Annotated in this window: 16 protein-coding genes; 6 read left to right on the forward strand and 10 right to left on the reverse strand. The window is 66.8% G+C overall.

What is annotated here, in order from left to right; translation table 11 throughout:
- Positions 1-2 precede the first annotated feature (2 nt).
- Together L6Q96_02865 and L6Q96_02870 are read right to left on the reverse strand one after the other, a co-directional pair.
- The gene (locus L6Q96_02865) at positions 3-2,384 is read right to left on the reverse strand and encodes a M28 family peptidase (GenBank protein MCK6553519.1); all 2,382 of its coding nucleotides are present in this window, start codon (positions 2,382-2,384) and stop codon (positions 3-5) included.
- 111 nt (positions 2,385-2,495) lie between these two features.
- A complete protein-coding gene (locus L6Q96_02870; protein MCK6553520.1) occupies positions 2,496-4,202 on the reverse strand; it encodes an AarF/UbiB family protein in 1,707 nt (568 codons plus the stop codon).
- Positions 4,203-4,496: 294 nt separating this feature from the next.
- Between L6Q96_02870 and L6Q96_02875 the strand changes: the two genes are divergently transcribed.
- Both L6Q96_02875 and L6Q96_02880 read left to right on the forward strand, forming a co-directional pair.
- Entirely contained in the window at positions 4,497-4,742 is a 246-nt protein-coding gene (locus L6Q96_02875; protein ID MCK6553521.1) for a DUF433 domain-containing protein, read from the forward strand.
- Complete coding sequence (locus L6Q96_02880) at positions 4,739-5,104, forward strand: DUF5615 family PIN-like protein (protein ID MCK6553522.1); 366 nt, start codon at positions 4,739-4,741, stop codon at positions 5,102-5,104. The genes L6Q96_02875 and L6Q96_02880 overlap by 4 nt, the downstream gene beginning before the upstream one ends.
- Positions 5,105-5,160: 56 nt before the next feature.
- Here the strand turns inward: L6Q96_02880 and L6Q96_02885 are convergent, their stop codons facing one another.
- The 8 genes from L6Q96_02885 to L6Q96_02920 all read right to left on the reverse strand — a co-directional run bounded on the left by L6Q96_02885 (position 5,161) and on the right by L6Q96_02920 (position 10,370).
- Positions 5,161-6,597 carry an FAD-binding oxidoreductase gene (locus tag L6Q96_02885; GenBank protein MCK6553523.1) on the reverse strand — a complete coding sequence of 479 codons (1,437 nt, stop codon included), beginning with the start codon at positions 6,595-6,597 and terminating at the stop codon, positions 5,161-5,163.
- Positions 6,597-7,337, reverse strand: a complete 741-nt coding sequence (locus tag L6Q96_02890) for an SDR family NAD(P)-dependent oxidoreductase (protein MCK6553524.1) — start codon at positions 7,335-7,337, stop codon at positions 6,597-6,599. Before L6Q96_02890 ends, L6Q96_02885 begins: the two co-directional genes overlap by 1 nt.
- 180 nt (positions 7,338-7,517) lie before the next feature.
- Entirely contained in the window at positions 7,518-7,904 is a 387-nt protein-coding gene (locus L6Q96_02895) for a Rieske 2Fe-2S domain-containing protein (protein MCK6553525.1), read from the reverse strand.
- Positions 7,905-7,995: 91 nt separating this feature from the next.
- Positions 7,996-9,165, reverse strand: a complete 1,170-nt coding sequence (locus L6Q96_02900; GenBank protein MCK6553526.1) for a hypothetical protein — start codon at positions 9,163-9,165, stop codon at positions 7,996-7,998.
- A gap of 229 nt (positions 9,166-9,394) precedes the next feature.
- Positions 9,395-9,571, reverse strand: coding sequence for a hypothetical protein (locus tag L6Q96_02905; GenBank protein ID MCK6553527.1), 177 nt, complete (start codon positions 9,569-9,571; stop codon positions 9,395-9,397).
- A gap of 39 nt (positions 9,572-9,610) precedes the next feature.
- The gene (locus L6Q96_02910) at positions 9,611-9,823 is read right to left on the reverse strand and encodes a hypothetical protein (GenBank protein MCK6553528.1); all 213 of its coding nucleotides are present in this window, start codon (positions 9,821-9,823) and stop codon (positions 9,611-9,613) included.
- A 17-nt stretch (positions 9,824-9,840) separates the two neighbouring features.
- Positions 9,841-10,074, reverse strand: a complete 234-nt coding sequence (locus tag L6Q96_02915; protein MCK6553529.1) for a hypothetical protein — start codon at positions 10,072-10,074, stop codon at positions 9,841-9,843.
- Entirely contained in the window at positions 10,071-10,370 is a 300-nt protein-coding gene (locus L6Q96_02920) for a four helix bundle protein (protein MCK6553530.1), read from the reverse strand. Before L6Q96_02920 ends, L6Q96_02915 begins: the two co-directional genes overlap by 4 nt.
- A gap of 524 nt (positions 10,371-10,894) precedes the next feature.
- Between L6Q96_02920 and L6Q96_02925 the strand changes: the two genes are divergently transcribed.
- The 4 genes from L6Q96_02925 to L6Q96_02940 all read left to right on the forward strand — a co-directional run bounded on the left by L6Q96_02925 (position 10,895) and on the right by L6Q96_02940 (position 14,714).
- On the forward strand, positions 10,895-11,152 hold the full coding sequence (locus L6Q96_02925) for a hypothetical protein (GenBank protein ID MCK6553531.1): 258 nt from the start codon (positions 10,895-10,897) through the stop codon (positions 11,150-11,152).
- Positions 11,133-11,714 carry a hypothetical protein gene (locus L6Q96_02930; protein MCK6553532.1) on the forward strand — a complete coding sequence of 194 codons (582 nt, stop codon included), beginning with the start codon at positions 11,133-11,135 and terminating at the stop codon, positions 11,712-11,714. Before L6Q96_02925 ends, L6Q96_02930 begins: the two co-directional genes overlap by 20 nt.
- 182 nt (positions 11,715-11,896) lie before the next feature.
- The gene (locus tag L6Q96_02935; GenBank protein MCK6553533.1) at positions 11,897-13,276 is read left to right on the forward strand and encodes a DUF1566 domain-containing protein; all 1,380 of its coding nucleotides are present in this window, start codon (positions 11,897-11,899) and stop codon (positions 13,274-13,276) included.
- Between the two features lie 283 nt (positions 13,277-13,559).
- The gene (locus L6Q96_02940; GenBank protein ID MCK6553534.1) at positions 13,560-14,714 is read left to right on the forward strand and encodes a hypothetical protein; all 1,155 of its coding nucleotides are present in this window, start codon (positions 13,560-13,562) and stop codon (positions 14,712-14,714) included.
- The last annotated feature ends 68 nt before the right edge of the window (positions 14,715-14,782 follow it).

The raw sequence follows: 14,782 nt of genomic DNA on the forward strand, positions 1-14,782 counted from the left end.
GCTCAGTGCCACCGTCCGTCGTCGATGCGGGCCCGCACCAGACGCGGCGGCGCTGCACGATCGCGGTCGCCGCGGACATCCACGTACAGCAGGGGGCCGCGTTCGGCGTCCATGCCTGCCGCCGACGCCAGAGCTATGCGGGTGCGGCCGGCGGGGTCGACTGCCGCCGCGACCGCCGCTCCGGCCGCCGCCGGACCGCGCCTGACCCGTGCCAGGTTCGTGCCGGATACCGCCTGAAGCTCCAACTCGACGGCGTGGAATGGAGCCGCCGCATCCACAACGACGGGTACCACCAGCCGATCGGGTCGGCGCAGCGGGTGGCCCGAACGTACTCGTGCCGCCGTTGCTGCAACGCCGCCGGCAACCGCTGCGCCCGTCGGTGTCCAGTTGCCGCTGCAGTCGCCGAAGACCACACCGGCGAAGTCCTGCCCCGCCGCGGGGCCGCTCAGGGGTTCGTAAGCAATGGCGCCGGCCTGGCAACCGCTCACAGTGACGGGCGGCACGAGGCGCTGATTGGGCGCCGCTGCCGGCATGGGCACGAAAACCCACTCGCTGCCACACGCAGTCTCCACCGGAAACGAGCCGATCAGCCCGATCGTCTTCTGCAGAATCAGCGACGCATCGAGCGCACTCAACGCTCCGTTGCCCGTGATCTCGCACGCCAACGCCTGCTGCGCGTCGAAGACCCTTATGCCGACGACGTTCTGCAGGACGTAGGCGGCGTCGAGGGCACTGACCGCGCTGCCGGTGTCGCCGTGCTTGCCTGGAGTCAGCGTCGTCGTTCCGGGTAACGCCCCGGCGCACGCGTACCCGCCGTCGGCGGCGGTGGTGGTGGCGACGGTGGAGGGCCCGACCAGCTCGACTGCCGCGTTGGCGATCGGGTGACCGCCGGCGTAGTAGCTCACAGTGCCGCTCACGGCCCACGTCGGGGTGGCGGTAGGGGTGGGAGGCACGGGCGAGGGCGAAGCGCTCGGGGTCGGCGTGGCGGTAGCCGTCGGCGTCGCGTTCAGCAGACAGTCGCTCAGATGCACAAAGGTTCCCAGCGCCGCCTTCGCGAACTCCGTCATGTACGGGACATCGAGCGTTGCCAGCGTGTCCGACGTGGTGTGGTAGTAGGGCGTCAAGCCGTAGGTGAGCCCCTCGATGGCCAGGATCGACGCGTAGCCGTACGTCCAGAACGAGGCGTTGTCGCTGTAGTTACCCACGTTGTCGTCAACTCGCTTCAGCGGCGCCAAGTCGAGGTCGTAAGCGTCGATCACGTCGGCGAACAGGTTCATCATGGCCTCCGAGCCCGGCACGCCGCTGCGTGATATCAGGGAGATCTCGCCGTAACCGCTGGAGTCGTATCCGATCATGTCGAGGTTGAGATAGCCGCGGATTGCCTCGCTGCGCCCGAACGCTCGCTGCGCATACGCACGACTGCCCAACAGCCCCTGCTCCTCGCCGGTCCAGAGCGCAAAGCGCAGCGTACACGCCCACTGGTACTGGCTCAGGACGTCGGCCGCGATAAGCACCGCGGTGGAGCCACTGGCGTTGTCGTCGGCCCCGGGCGCTACCGACCCGGCCGGCATGTCGTCGAGATGAGCGCCGATGACGACGATGTCGGCGGGGTTGGTCTGACCCGCAATCTCGCCGATCACGTTCGGATACGTTGCGGAGTTCCAGTTGTGGTACTCGACGCTCAAGCCGCGGGCCGCGAAACGCGCCCCGACATATCGGGTCGCTTTCTGGATCGGCGTTCCGCTCAGCGTATGGCGGGTGCGGATCGTATAGGCCGCGCCATCTATGACCGGCGCCACGACCCCCGTCAGTTCCTGTTCGTAAGCGGTGACGGCTGCGGTGCTTACCTGATCGAGCATTGCCTGAACCGCGGAGTGTGGGGTCACGGCCAGAGTGGCCGCCGCCCCGCCGGCGGGCGGCGGCAACGCCATCGGCTGGAGACGAATCGCGGCGATCTCGGCCCCCGCGGCAGCGAGCCGCTCGGCATCCGCGGCGCTCGTGCGCAGCAGGACGTTAGTACCGTCGTCATGGAGCACACGGCCGAAGGCTGCCCAATCGACCGCCGGCCGTGGCGGGAAGACGGTCGCCAGGTAATACGTCGCTCCCGTCGTATCCGCGTCGAGCAGGTGTACGGGCAGGCCGGGTTCCGGCAGCGAACCGTCAGGTCTACGGACGATTCCGGCAACCGCGTAGTCGCCGTCTGCGCCGCTGATCTGAAGGTACGGCTGCATTCCCGCCGCAGCGATGGCGCGGACCGTGACCTGGCGCGTCACCGGCACGCGCACCAGCGCCAGGCCGTCGCCGGCAACAGGACCGGCCTGTACTACCGGCACCGCCAGCGCCAGGAACCCTCCAAGGAGCGTAAGGAGCCGCAGCGCGACCATCGCGACCTCACCTCGATGGTGGCTCTCCTGGGCCGCTCAGGCAAGCGCAGGTTGTCGGGCCCGTTCGGTCAGTTGCGCCGATCGGCGGTCCGGGGGGTACGCTCCCGCCGCTCAGCTTCGCCGCACCAGTTTGAGTAGTTCGCGGACACGGACCGGGCGGCCGCGGCCGAGGATGTGCCACCAGAGCAGAGTCGTCCAGCCTCCCACCGACAGCAGCAAGGTAACGGTGCAGAGAAAGCTGCCGAGCTGGGAGTGCGACACGGTGGGGACGAGCAGGGCGGTGCAAATCGACATCGACGCGGCAAAACCCGCCAGCGACAGGCGACTGGCAAGCTGATGGATACGCTGGGGTAGATCGTCGAGCCCCGGCGACACAGCGCGCACCTGCAGGCTGCCCTGTTCGGCGTCCTGCAGGATCTGTTCGAGTTGGGCCGGGAGGCTGCGCAGCAGGCTGCTGACCTCGGTGGCGCCGCCCATGGCGTTGGCGAGCAGCCGCGTCGGTCCCCAGCGCGCGGCGACGAGGCGTTCGGCGGTGGGTCGTGCGATGCCCACGAGGTCGACGTGCGGGTGCCACGTGCGGACGATGCCTTCGAGCGTTGCCGTGGCCTTTACGAGAACGGCGTATTCGGGCGCGAGCTTGATGCGGAAGTCGTTGGCCGCGGCGGCGAAAGCCTCGACGAAGCCGCCGGAATCGACATCCTCGATCGACGCGACGGTGAGATAGGTTGTGCGCAGACGGGCCACTTCCGCCCTCAGCTCGGCGATATTGACGCGCTGCGTGGGCGTGCCCATGCGCAGCAGAACGCGCGCGATCGAGGCGTCGTCGCCGAGGATGAGCGCGAAGATGAGCGTGACCAGGTCGTCGCGCTGCGATTGGTCGAGACGGCCGGTAAGACCGAAGTCGATCAGGCAAATCCGGCCGTCGCCGTCTACCAACACATTGCCGGGGTGCGGGTCGCCGTGAAAGAAACCGTCGACGAACACCTGCTTGACGGCGGCGTGCACCAGCTCCTCGACGACGCGCTTCGCGGCGTCACTGTGGGGCGTGAGGGTGCGCAACGATGCGCCGGGGAAGAACTCCATGGCCAGCACCGTGCGGCAGCTATATTCGCGGTGCGGTGCGGGGACGACCAGGGCGCGCACCGGGTCGAGAAGTCGGCGGGCAGTCTCCAGGTTTTCGAGCTCCGAGGCGAAGTCGAGCTCGCGCAGCAGCCCCCGTTCGAACTCGGCAATGACCTCGGAGACGGCGGCAAGCTGCATTTCGTCGATTGCCGATTCGAGGGCGCGGGCGGCGATGTAAAGGATGTTGAGATCGCCGCGCAGGATGCGTTCGATGCCCGGACGCTGGACCTTGACGACTAGGGGCGTGCCGTCGGCGGCCGTGGCGCGGTGCGTCTGCGCGATCGATGCAGTGCCGAGCGGGCGTTCGTCGAAAACCGGGAATACCTCGGGAAGCGAACGGCCGAGTCCGACCTCGACCACCTCGCGGACGGCGGCGAAGGGGACTTCCGGGGCGTTGTCCTGCAGCGACTCCAGGGCGGTGATGTATTCGGCCGGCAGGAGGTCGCGGCGGATGGAAAGCACCTGCCCGAGCTTGATGAACGTGGGGCCGAGGTCGGCCAGCAGCCGGGCGAAGCGTTCCGCGTGCGAAGCGGCCGGGGCGGCATCGCCGTCGGCGCGGCCGGCCAGAGCCCCGAAACCGTGGCGCACGAGGATGCCGGTGACGCGCGTCAGGCGTTCGATGTCGCGGGCTGCGATACCCAGCAGCGAGTCCTGAGTCGTCGTCGACAGCGTCGTCGTCCCCTGGCACCCCCTCATAGCACGAACCGGTCTTTACCCAAGTTGTTGCGTGCCGGTCGCCGACCCTTGACTGTCCGGCATCCGGATCAGACCGGCCGTTGCGACGCTGCATCCTTGTCGACCGCGGACAACGGGCGGCGCAAGGCCCTCCGTGTCGGCAAGCTGCCGCAGAACGGCGAGCGGCCGGCGATGGTCGACGAGGGCCCCGGCGGACCCCGTGCGTGGCTACAAGCTCATCGCGGCGAAAACGGTTGACGTGTGTGGCGACGAGTCTACGGTGGTGCAGGAACTGAATGGAAAGGAACTCGCGCGATGAAGAAGTCCCTCCTCGACAGGATCGAAGTCAATCCGGAGGTCATGGTATGCAAGCCAGTCATCCGTGGCACCCGCATCACCGTAGAGATCATCCTCGAAAAACTTGCGGCGGACATTCCGATCGAGGAGATTCTTGAAGACTATCCTCGTCTCTCCAGGGACGATGTCTTGGCGGCCATCGCCTATGCGCGCGAGGTCGTGGGCACGGAGGAGATCGTTCCGCGGGTGCGCGCAGTTCGATGAAGCTCCTCGCTGACGAGAGCATCGAATCCGCGATCGAGAGGACCCTCCGCGATGCAGGGCACGACCTCGTTTCCATCGCCAAGGAAAGTCCGGGCGCCGAAGATCGGGAGGTCCTCTCGCGCGCAAGACGGGAAAGGCGGATCCTGCTCACGAACGACAAGGACTTTGCCGAAATCGCGTTCCGCCAGCGCACGGCTTCGGCGGGAATTGTACTGGTGCGACTTCCGCGCTTGCGGGCAGTGGTCAAGGCAAGGCGGATCGCCGAGGTTGTTCGCGAGCAGGGACGCTCGCTCTGGAAGACGATGACGGTGGTCGAAGCGCACGCCATCCGCCGCCGCCCGCTTCCGGGGCGGTCGCGATAATGCGGTTCTGGCGAGCGCCAAGGCGCGCGTCCAACGGTTCGCGAACAGCGTGCGCGCTACCCGCTCTGCACCAACGCCCGTGACCACAGGTCGTTGGCAAGGACACCGTCGGGGTCGAGTCGCTGCTTGATGGCCAGGAAACGCGCCAGCCGATCGCGGCCGTAGGCCCGCTCGACGTCGGCGGGCCGAAGGACGGCGTCCTTGGCGAAGTAGAACCGGCCGCCCGCCGCCAAAACACGCTCGGTAAGCCGCTCGGTCAGAGCCCACAGGTCGGCGCGTTGACCCGCCCGTACCGGGAAATCGAGCGCCAGCGACCAGCCGTCGACCGCGTGCGAAAGCAGAAACTGATCGGGACGATGCCGCTTGAGTACGCCGAGGTACGAGCAGCGGTTCTCCTGCCGGCAGAGTTCGAGCACGTCGCGGACGCACGCGCGCGCCTCGGCGTGGGGGACGAAGATCTGGTACTGGATGAAACCCTCCGGCCCGTAAGCGAGTCGCCAGTCGGGAACGTAGTCGAGGAGGAATGCGAAGGCGACGTGCGATTGCAGATAGGTGTGGCCGTCCTGCAGCCGCGAGGTGAAGAACTTCACCGCGTTCACCAGCGCCACCCCCGGATCGTTGGTGAACAGGCGCATGATTCGCCACAGTGCGCTGCGCGGGAAACCGAGGATTCGCGGCGGCAGGCCCTGCCTTTCGACGTGCAACGATACCGCCGCTTCCGGGTCTTCGCCCGCCCTGAGGTAGTTGGCAACGTGGATGATACCGCGGCCCAGTTCGGCAGCACGAGCGAAACAATCTACCCAACCGACCACGTAGTCGCCGTGCGGCAGGTGCGCTTCGAAACGATCGAACAGCTCGTCCAGATTGCGGGCGGAAAGCGCCTCGACTCGCAGGCGGCCGCTCTCGACCGGCTTCAGTTGCAACCTCACCCGGGTGATTGCGCCGAGCAGGCCGAGCCCGCCGACAACGGCGAAAAAGACGTCGGGGTTTTCGTCCCGGCTGCAACGCACGATATCGCCGGCGGGGGTGAGCAGGTCGAGATCGAGCACGTGGTCGCCGAACGGTCCGGCGCGGAAGTTGTTCTTGCCGTGGACGTTCATCGACACGCAGCCGGCGAGCGTTGGGTGCATGGTTCCGGGCACCACCGCCGGCCAGTAACCGTCCTCGATGGTACGCCGCCACAGTCCTTCGATGGTGACGCCGGGACCCGCGTCGATGATCCCGGTTGCCGGTTCCCAGGCGGTGACACGATCGATTCCGGTCGTATCGACAACCAGTCCGCTGGCGTTAAGCGCGGCGTCGCCGTAGCTCCGGCCGGCGCCGCGGAACGCGATCGTGAGTCCCTCGGCCCGCGCCCGTTGCACCGTGAGCGCCAGCTCCTCGACGGTGCGCGGCGCGACGTACCGGCACACCGCCCTGACCGCCCGGCCGAAGCCCTCGAGAACCCGCAACTCCGCGGTGTGGCGCAACGACGTTCGCTTGAGAAGGTTCATTAGAAGTTCAGGTGGCGGAAGACGAAGGAGGGCAGCGCCCGGACGATGCCCGCAACGAGCGCCCAGCGCGGCGGCACAAAGCCGCTGGCGCTATTGCCGCGGCGCGCGAGCGCAATCGACTGCCGGGCCGCCTCGTTGGCCGACACGAGCCAGAACAACCCCGGCATGCCGCGCGTCATGGCGGTATCGACGAAGCCGGGTTTTACGGTCACGACGTTGACCCCGTAGCGCGAACACCGATTGCGCAGCGACTCGAGGTACGTCGATAGCGCCGCCTTCGACGTGCAATAGGCCGGGTTGCCACGCCGCCCGCGCTCGCCGGCGATGCTCGATATACCGAGGATGGTGCCTCGCCGCGCCGCCTCGAAGTGTGCCGCCGCGAGGTTCATCCACGCCATGGCGCCGAGCAGGTTGACGACGATCATGTCGCGGTCCTTGGGAAAGCTGTACTCGCCCTCGGCAATCGGTGGCATCGTGCCGGCGGCGTAGATCAGCGTGTCGAGTCCGCCAAGCTTTTCCACGATCCGCGCGAACAGCTCCGGGACCGCATCGGCGTCCGCCACGTCGTGCACGAACGGAGTCAGCTTGCCCGGCAGGGTGACGGCAATCCGCTCCAGCTCGTCGGCGCGCCGGCCGAGAATGGCGACGTCGGCGCCGCCGCACGCGAGTTGCACGGCGATGGCCTCTCCGATGCCGCTGGAGGCTCCGACGACGATGGCTTTGGCGAATTCGACGCTCATACCCAATTCTGTAGAGCAAGATCTACTCAAAGGCCACGCACGGCTGCAAGAAGCGCGGCGCAACGATCCCATGCTCGGAACCTCGTCCCCCTGGCGCGTGCGATTTCGTCGCCATCGATTGCGGCTCGGGAAATGGCCGGAAACAGGCCACCGCAGCTTGCGCGATTCGACGGCCGGACGTCAGCGGTCAAGCTCTTTTGGGTCCGGGCAGTTCGCGAACACCGTGTCACCGCAGACGGTCAGGGGCACCCGAATGAGGAACTTGCCGCACGGTGGGCCGGCAACGCACTCTCCCGTGTCGGGCAGGTAGCAGGCGCCGTGAGTGGCGCAGAGGATGAACCGCTTGTCTTCCGTAAGAAACCGGTTGTCGGTCCAGTCCATGGTCATTGGCACGTGCAGGCAGCGATTCACGTAGGCGTAGAGCCTGCCATCGTGATTGACCACGAACGCCTCCTCCTCCCGCCCGTCGCAGGCAAGGAGGAACTTCTTCGTTTCGCCGGGTTGCAGTTCGCCGACGCGAACCACCGGTTGCCGTTGCCCGCGCGGGCCTTCCGTCGTTGGGCACATGGGAGAATCGGACGACAACGTACTGCGTAGGCCTTCGCGGCGAAAGACCGCCGTGGCGTCCGCCGCGCAGTGGTTCCCGGAGGCGCCCGGCCTAGCTGCCGGGCGCCGGCAGGAAGTTGTACTGGAAGATGCCGAAGTTGCGAGGCGGCACGAGCGCGCTGCCGGGGGGAAATAGCTCGCCCTCGCGTTCGCCGAACGTGTCGAGAAAGTCGATAAAGGTCGCCAGAGTCCACGTACCGAAAGCGTCAATCTGGCCGCACTTGCCGTCCTTCGTGTCGGGCGCGATGCATTTCCCGTTGTCGATGTTCTCGACGCTGAACAGGAGCACGACACGCGCCGCGGTGGCGGCGTCGAGCGATACGTTCCGCCAGAGGTTCGGCGGCGCGGCAAGCAATCCGGAGAAAGCGGAAAAGATCCCGCTCGGCTCGTTGCGGTTCTCCGTATAGATCGTCGTCGTGCTTCCCGTCTGTGCGTCGTACTGCGGCGGCTCGGTGGACGTGTAGATGTTGTACGCCTCGACGTAAACCTCATCGAGGGGGTGTGCGGCGCCGGCGGCCAGATAAGCCAGCGACTTATGGAACTCGTCGGTACCGAACGTCATCCCGATACGCACCGACGGGGGTAGGTACAGCGCGCGTTGGGCGTTCATCTCGTCGATGAGCGCGACTTTCTCCGCCGCCGTGCTGCCGTCGGGATCGAGCACGAACCCGGCGATCTTCGGCTTTCCCTCCGGAATGACCGCGTTGATCCGACTTACCCAGAACATCTGCTTACCGATTGGGTCGCCGATGTCGGGCGCGAATGTCCATGTGTCGTCGCTCGGCAGCACGAACAGTTCGTAGTCTGCAGGTAGTCGTCCGACGAGATCCGCGACGAAATCCGCATCGGGCGCCACACGCCACGGCTGCTGGCCGCCGGCCCAGGTCACTGCGGGGTCCTCGATTCGCACGACCACGCGGTGCGTGGCGATTTGCGTCTGACTGGTGCCGTTCAGGTAGTCGGTGAGCGCACGGTACTGCGTTGCGAAGAAGTCGGGCGCGTAGCCGATGGTCGGCTGCTCGAACCACAAGACCAGCGACGGAGGGTCTTCGGCGCTGACGTCCGATCCCGGAGCCGTACCGTCGCCGGCGCAGGCTCCGGTCAGAATCGCGAGCACGAGAAGCGACAGGCGACCGACGCACTCCACGGACCGGAGGCAGATCGCCGCAATACGGTTCCGGTAGCCCGGGCAGGTTGCCCGCAGGAACGTTCGTTGCGACATGCCCTTACAATATCAGACATCCCCGCTCCTACCGCGACTACTGGCGCCGGCAGACACGTGCCGCCCTTGAAGATACGGCCAGCCGCGAAGCTCTGGAGATTCGGCATGCATCCACGGCGAACGGCGGGCGCGCTCGGGTGCGGGCGCGCCCTTCTTACCGGCGGGATTCCCCGTGCCGCGAGATATCGCCCCGCGCGGTTTCTGCGATCCGTTCGAGCCGCCCCGGGGTTCAGGACTTCGCCTCGAACTGCATGCCGTCGTTCCCGGTCACCGGCCCCGGCGTGAAAGCCGTCTCGTAACAGTTCCCGGTGTCGCTGTGCAGTTGGGCGCGCACCCACGAATCGAGGCCGAGCGGATAGAAATCGTCGTCCCAGCTCCGATCCGGGGTGCAACTCGCCGGCGCCATAACGCGAGGATCAGGCGCGGGCGCGCCCTCCGTTTTGAGTTAGGCCAGCTGCGCCGCGAGGACTCTCCGCGCAACAAGAGGGACCTCCACGGAAGCGAAGTAGGCGGCCGGATAAAGGTAATCCTCGCCCGACTCATCGACGACGCGCAGGTAGCCGTCCTTCGCGGCCGCGGCATCCGGAAGAACCGGATAGACCTTGCGGACCTCGAGATCGATGCAGTCGTCGTTTCGCAAACAGATGACGAAACTCATCCTTCGTCGTTTCATACCTAGTCCAAGTACCGCTTGACCTTCATTCCCACCCTACCAACGCCGTGCGCTTCATACCAGTGAATCTCGGCTCGATGAACACCACCGGTCGACAGCCGCACCATCGCCACGCCCTTGAGCTTGCGCCATTGGCCAGCTCCAAACCGCTTGCGCAAGAACGCGCGTCGACGCACCGATCTTCCCCGAGCGATCACCTCGATTGCGTTGATCTCGCCGAGCAACTCCAATGTCACGGCTCGCCATATGCCACGCCTCGACCAACAAGCCGAACGCTCCGGTTGAGGCGCGGCGGCGCTCCCAGCCGGAAGCTCCCGCCGCCGTCGCCGGCAGCCGCTTGATCCCGGCGGCGCTCACCGCCGGTCGCCTTGCCGTTCCCCTCGGCGATATTCAGCGGGATCGCTGGCGATGCTCGCAGCAACTGCTCCTTCGCGTTTCGCTGCCCCTTGATGCCTTCACAGAGCCGATACGCCCAGCCAACGTACTCGATGGCCGCGCGATATACCTCAAGTCGCTCGTGGCCGAAGATCATCGTGCTGTCATCGATTCCGATGCCGATTCCGACCCCGACCCCGATCGATCAAGCCGAACTCCGCTCTAACCCGCGGGGTCGTAGGCGCGACCCTTGTCCAGCCAGCGTTTCCGGCGCCGGCTCGCTCGCCCAACGGGCGAGAATCTCTGCTCCGATATGGAACGTGGCGCGTCGAGTCCCGCCCTTTCAGGGCTCGGTGTCCACGCTCGCCTTGACCCGGACGTTGCTCCGGGCTGATGCCCTTTGCCCCTTCGGGGCGTGCGCGCGAGCCGACGTTCCGTCCGATGCTCAGGCCCGAAGGGACGGCCATTCACCAGCCCGGGGGGCAACGCCCCGGGGAACGATTCGAAGACAGGAAACCGAACCCCCCGAAAGGGCGTCATGCGACGGCGAGCCACATCGCACAGAGGCCTGCACGCACAATGGCCGGCGTCCTTTCGCAAAAGAACCGTCCCTTAAGAGCGGAGTTATGGCGGCGGCCGGACGATTTCACAATCGCGCCGGCAGGGGTAGACTGGTCGACGATGGATGCCGACGCATTGCGCGCCTTTGCCAGTCGGGATTGGGAGGCGATCGCCGCGAGTAAGCGCAGGCACTGGGCCCATGCGCTGCGCAGCCGCGGGCCGGAGGCACTGTTTCAGGTGGCGCTGCGGCTCCGCGACCATGCGCGCGCGCTTCAGCCCGACTGGCCGACCGCCCACGAGAGAGCGCGGGACCTCGCTGACCACATCGAGCTCAAGCAGCTCCTCGATCGCGCCGCTCATGCGGGCTCCACTGGTTGAGCTCTTCGCGGCGCTGAAGGAGACCTTCGATCGTCTCCACATGCGCTGGTACGTCTTTGGGGCACAGGCCGCGATTCTCTACGGCTCGCCGCGCCTCACGGCCGACGTGGATATCACCGTCGACATCGCCGAGCGACCCACCGCGGCGCTGATCGACGCGCTGGCGCGTTCCGGGTTCCATCCGCGGGTCGATACACCCATCGAATTCGTCGAACGTACGCGCGTGCTGCCGCTCGAGCACGTGGCATCCGGGATCGCCGTGGACGTGGTTCTCGCTGGACCCGGGCTCGAGGAGGTATTCTTCGAACGCCGCCGTGAGGTGTCGATCGAGGACGTAGGCGTGCCCGTCGCCAGCGCCGAGGACATCGTGATCATGAAGGTGCTCGCCGGTCGGGCCAAGGATCTCGACGATGTCGTGGCCATCGTGACGGCCAATCGCCGTCATCTCGACACGGCACACATCCGACAGACGTTGCACATGCTGGAAGAAGCACTCGATCGTCGGGACCTACTTGCGGCGTTCGAGCGTGCGCTCACTCAATGTGCCCGCCAACCCCGTTGAGGAGATGCTGCAGGAGACCAGCCCGGTCAGGCTGCCGTCTCGGCGCGGGCGCCGTCACCGGCGAGCTTGCGCGACCGGAACTCGATCGCGAGCTTGGCGACCTGGTCAAGCGCGGCGCCGGTCCTCGACTCTTGACTTCACCGCTCGCCGTCTGAGATGACGTGCGTCCACAAGGACTTCGGGTGTTCGTCAGGCGCTTCAAGCGCGGGGCCGTCAGCCGGCTCGGTAACGAGCCGCGAATCGTGGGGGATACGATGATGTCGTTCGCGCGCTCACTCGGTTTTTTTCTGGTGGTCTTCACCGGAGTTCCGGCGCTGGCCTCGGTAACGCCAGAGTCGACCCTCGAAAAGTGCCAGAAGACGGTCAAGACGGAGGGCGCCGGGTTCGTTGCCCGACGCACCAAGGCGATCGAGACCTGCTTCGCCAAGGTCGCGAAGGAAATCGTCGCCAAAGGAGCCGCCAACGTCGACGGCGCCGTGAGCACGTGCGTGGCCGCGCTGCGTAAGATCGAAAACGCCGCCGATCCCACCAAGACGCTCACGGCGAAGATGACCGCCAGGGTGACCGCCCGGTGCGGCGCCGGTCCCGACGTTCTCCACACCCTCGGCGACATCCTCGGCACCGGCGCCACGGTGTCCGAACCCCTGGCCGCCGGTAACCTCGGGTCGTACTGCAAACGCCACGGGGGCGATGGCGCGATCGACTCGCTAGAGGAATGGCTTGCCTGCTTCCGCGCGGTCGGCGAATGCGCTTCCAATGCCAGTGTCGCCGCGCATTACCCGCGGGCGCTCGAATGGATCGACGAGATCCAGACGGCGATGTCGGCATTGTCGCCGGCGCCGACCGACGCCCTGCTGGCGCTGTCGCAGATCGAGCAGGCGATCGAAGGCTCCGTCGACGACAACGAACCCCAGATTCGCTGCGGCGATCCCTTTCTGCCGGCGACCGGACAAACCACCTGCTGGGACGTCGGCACTCACACTACGACGGCGTGCGCCGGGACGCAGCAGGACGGCGAGGTGTTGGCGGGCATGCCCCTGGCCTACGTCGACAACGGCGATGGGACGGTCAGCGACCTGACCACCGGGCTCATGTGGGAGAAGAAAGGGGATGACGGCAGCATCCACGACTACAACAACCTTGCGATCACCTGGGCTAACGCCTTCAGCTACTTCATCAACCGGCTCAACAACCGCTGCAAGAACGACGAATCGGTCGACTGCTCCGCCGGCGGCGACAGCGACTGCTCGGGGGTGGGCGGCCCGTGCGGCTTCGCCGGCTATCGTAACTGGAGGGTGCCGAACATGCGCGAGTTAGCCAGCATCATCGACTACTCCGCTCAGAGCCCGGCCGTGAAACCGGTATTCCACGACTCGATCGCCTGCACGCCGGGTTGCTCGCACCTGACTTGCAGTTGCACCAATAACGGCGCGCACTGGACATCGACGACTTACGTGGCGACGCCCGGATCGGCGTGGAATATGACCTTCGGCCAGGGGAATACGGGACCGAGCGTCAAGACCACGGGCATGCAGGTGCGCGCGGTACGCGGCGGAACCTGATGCCCCCGCCAGCCCGGCTGCGGAGACGGGCCCGCGCCACGGCATTGCGCCGCCGTTTGCGTGACACATCCATGGCGATGTGTGCCATCAGGTGGCATGCCGCCCATGCCGGGAAACTTACACCCAATACCAACTGGCGACGGTACCTGTGGGCACGGATCTGGCAGCTTACTCGCCATCGATGAGGCGGTCGCCACGGTCACGTCTTCTCTGCGCCCTGCTTCTGCTCTCGGCGGGCATACAGGTTTGGCCTGCGTGTACGGCGCAGGGCGCGGAGCTTCCTGTGGGGGCGGAGAAGTGGCCCGCCGTAACCGACCGGGCCGCACTTAGCGAGGCGGACGTCGCTCTCTTCCTGAAAGCTAATGCCGTTGCCGAGGAACTGCGCCACGCCGCCGAGGAGCGCTTCGTGGCGGACCTGCCCAGGTACGAAACTGGCCGCGGCAACTCGCGCGATCCCCTGTCCGGCATCGATTTCGTGCGGGCAATCGAAGCGGTGGAACGAGCCCGCGCGGGAATCGAAGCGGCCGCCTGCGAGAAGACCGGCGTCCCACTTGCCGAGTACCAGTCGACCTACAAACGACTGCTGCAGGTGAACGATCTGACGCTTCTGGAAGTCAGAACCGCGACGACCCGCGAATCCGTCGCCCGCCTCGCCGAGGACAATCTCAACGCCATGGCCGAGGAGGCCTACAGGTTTCAGCGCCAGCGCGAACGCCAGGACCTGCAGGCCGAGGCGGCGCAACTCGCGCAGCGGCGCACCAGGTCCCACCAGCTCCGGGAAGGGCAGAGAAAGCGAGAACGGGCCCGCATCGAGGACCGCCTGCGGCGCCTGCCGGGCCAGGAACAGAAACTGCGCGACCGTCTCGCCATGTACGGTCAGGTACGCGATCACCAACGCGGCATCGTCGACCGACACACGGCGGCGGTGCGGGATCGGCAGCGCGCCGCCGCGGCGGGCGTCATCCCGGCTGCGCCGGACGACCGACAGGAAGCGCAGATCGCAACAGCGGTGGCTGCGAAAACGACCCGTCTCGATACGGAAATCGACCGCACCGAGAAGCGCCTGGCACAACTCGCCTTCGAGCGTCACGAGCTCGAGGCCGCCCTTGCCCGCCTGCCCCCGGCCGGCGAGCAGGAACCTGACGACGACGAGCGCGATCTCGAGGCGCAGCTCGCCGATCTCGACCGCAAGATCGCTGCCTTGGACGCACAGATCGAGCACGGCGGCTCCGCCGACGAACTGGCGCCGCTGGTCGCTACGTTGCGGGCCCAGAGCGCGGATAAGAGGCACGAACTGGCGCAACTGGAACGAGAACTCGACACGCCGGCGATGCGCCAGGCCGAGCGGGATCGTCCGCTGGCGCGTCGGCACACCCACGACCTGGTGGCGTCCGGAACGCCCATTCTCGTCGAGCTGCCGCCGGCGGCGCAGCCCTAGCGTCTCGCTGTCCTGCCGCCCCCGGCCGGGCATGTCGGTGCCGACGTCGGGAGCCGGTCCCGTTGGAA

Source organism: Candidatus Binatia bacterium (assembly GCA_023150935.1).
In the GTDB taxonomy this organism is placed as follows: Bacteria; Desulfobacterota; Binatia; order HRBIN30; family HRBIN30; genus JAKLJW01.

Coding starts and splice junctions, on each gene's coding strand:
- L6Q96_02870 (MCK6553520.1), bottom strand. CDS start 4,202: ATGAGGGGGTGCCAGGGGACGACGACGCTGTCGACGACGACTCAGGAC.
- L6Q96_02875 (MCK6553521.1), top strand. CDS start 4,497: ATGAAGAAGTCCCTCCTCGACAGGATCGAAGTCAATCCGGAGGTCATG.
- L6Q96_02930 (MCK6553532.1), top strand. CDS start 11,133: ATGCGGGCTCCACTGGTTGAGCTCTTCGCGGCGCTGAAGGAGACCTTC.
- L6Q96_02865 (MCK6553519.1), bottom strand. CDS start 2,384: ATGGTCGCGCTGCGGCTCCTTACGCTCCTTGGAGGGTTCCTGGCGCTG.
- L6Q96_02900 (MCK6553526.1), bottom strand. CDS start 9,165: ATGTCGCAACGAACGTTCCTGCGGGCAACCTGCCCGGGCTACCGGAAC.
- L6Q96_02920 (MCK6553530.1), bottom strand. CDS start 10,370: ATGATCTTCGGCCACGAGCGACTTGAGGTATATCGCGCGGCCATCGAG.
- L6Q96_02890 (MCK6553524.1), bottom strand. CDS start 7,337: ATGAGCGTCGAATTCGCCAAAGCCATCGTCGTCGGAGCCTCCAGCGGC.
- L6Q96_02925 (MCK6553531.1), top strand. CDS start 10,895: ATGGATGCCGACGCATTGCGCGCCTTTGCCAGTCGGGATTGGGAGGCG.
- L6Q96_02905 (MCK6553527.1), bottom strand. CDS start 9,571: ATGGCGCCGGCGAGTTGCACCCCGGATCGGAGCTGGGACGACGATTTC.
- L6Q96_02895 (MCK6553525.1), bottom strand. CDS start 7,904: ATGTGCCCAACGACGGAAGGCCCGCGCGGGCAACGGCAACCGGTGGTT.
- L6Q96_02885 (MCK6553523.1), bottom strand. CDS start 6,597: ATGAACCTTCTCAAGCGAACGTCGTTGCGCCACACCGCGGAGTTGCGG.
- L6Q96_02880 (MCK6553522.1), top strand. CDS start 4,739: ATGAAGCTCCTCGCTGACGAGAGCATCGAATCCGCGATCGAGAGGACC.
- L6Q96_02910 (MCK6553528.1), bottom strand. CDS start 9,823: ATGAGTTTCGTCATCTGTTTGCGAAACGACGACTGCATCGATCTCGAG.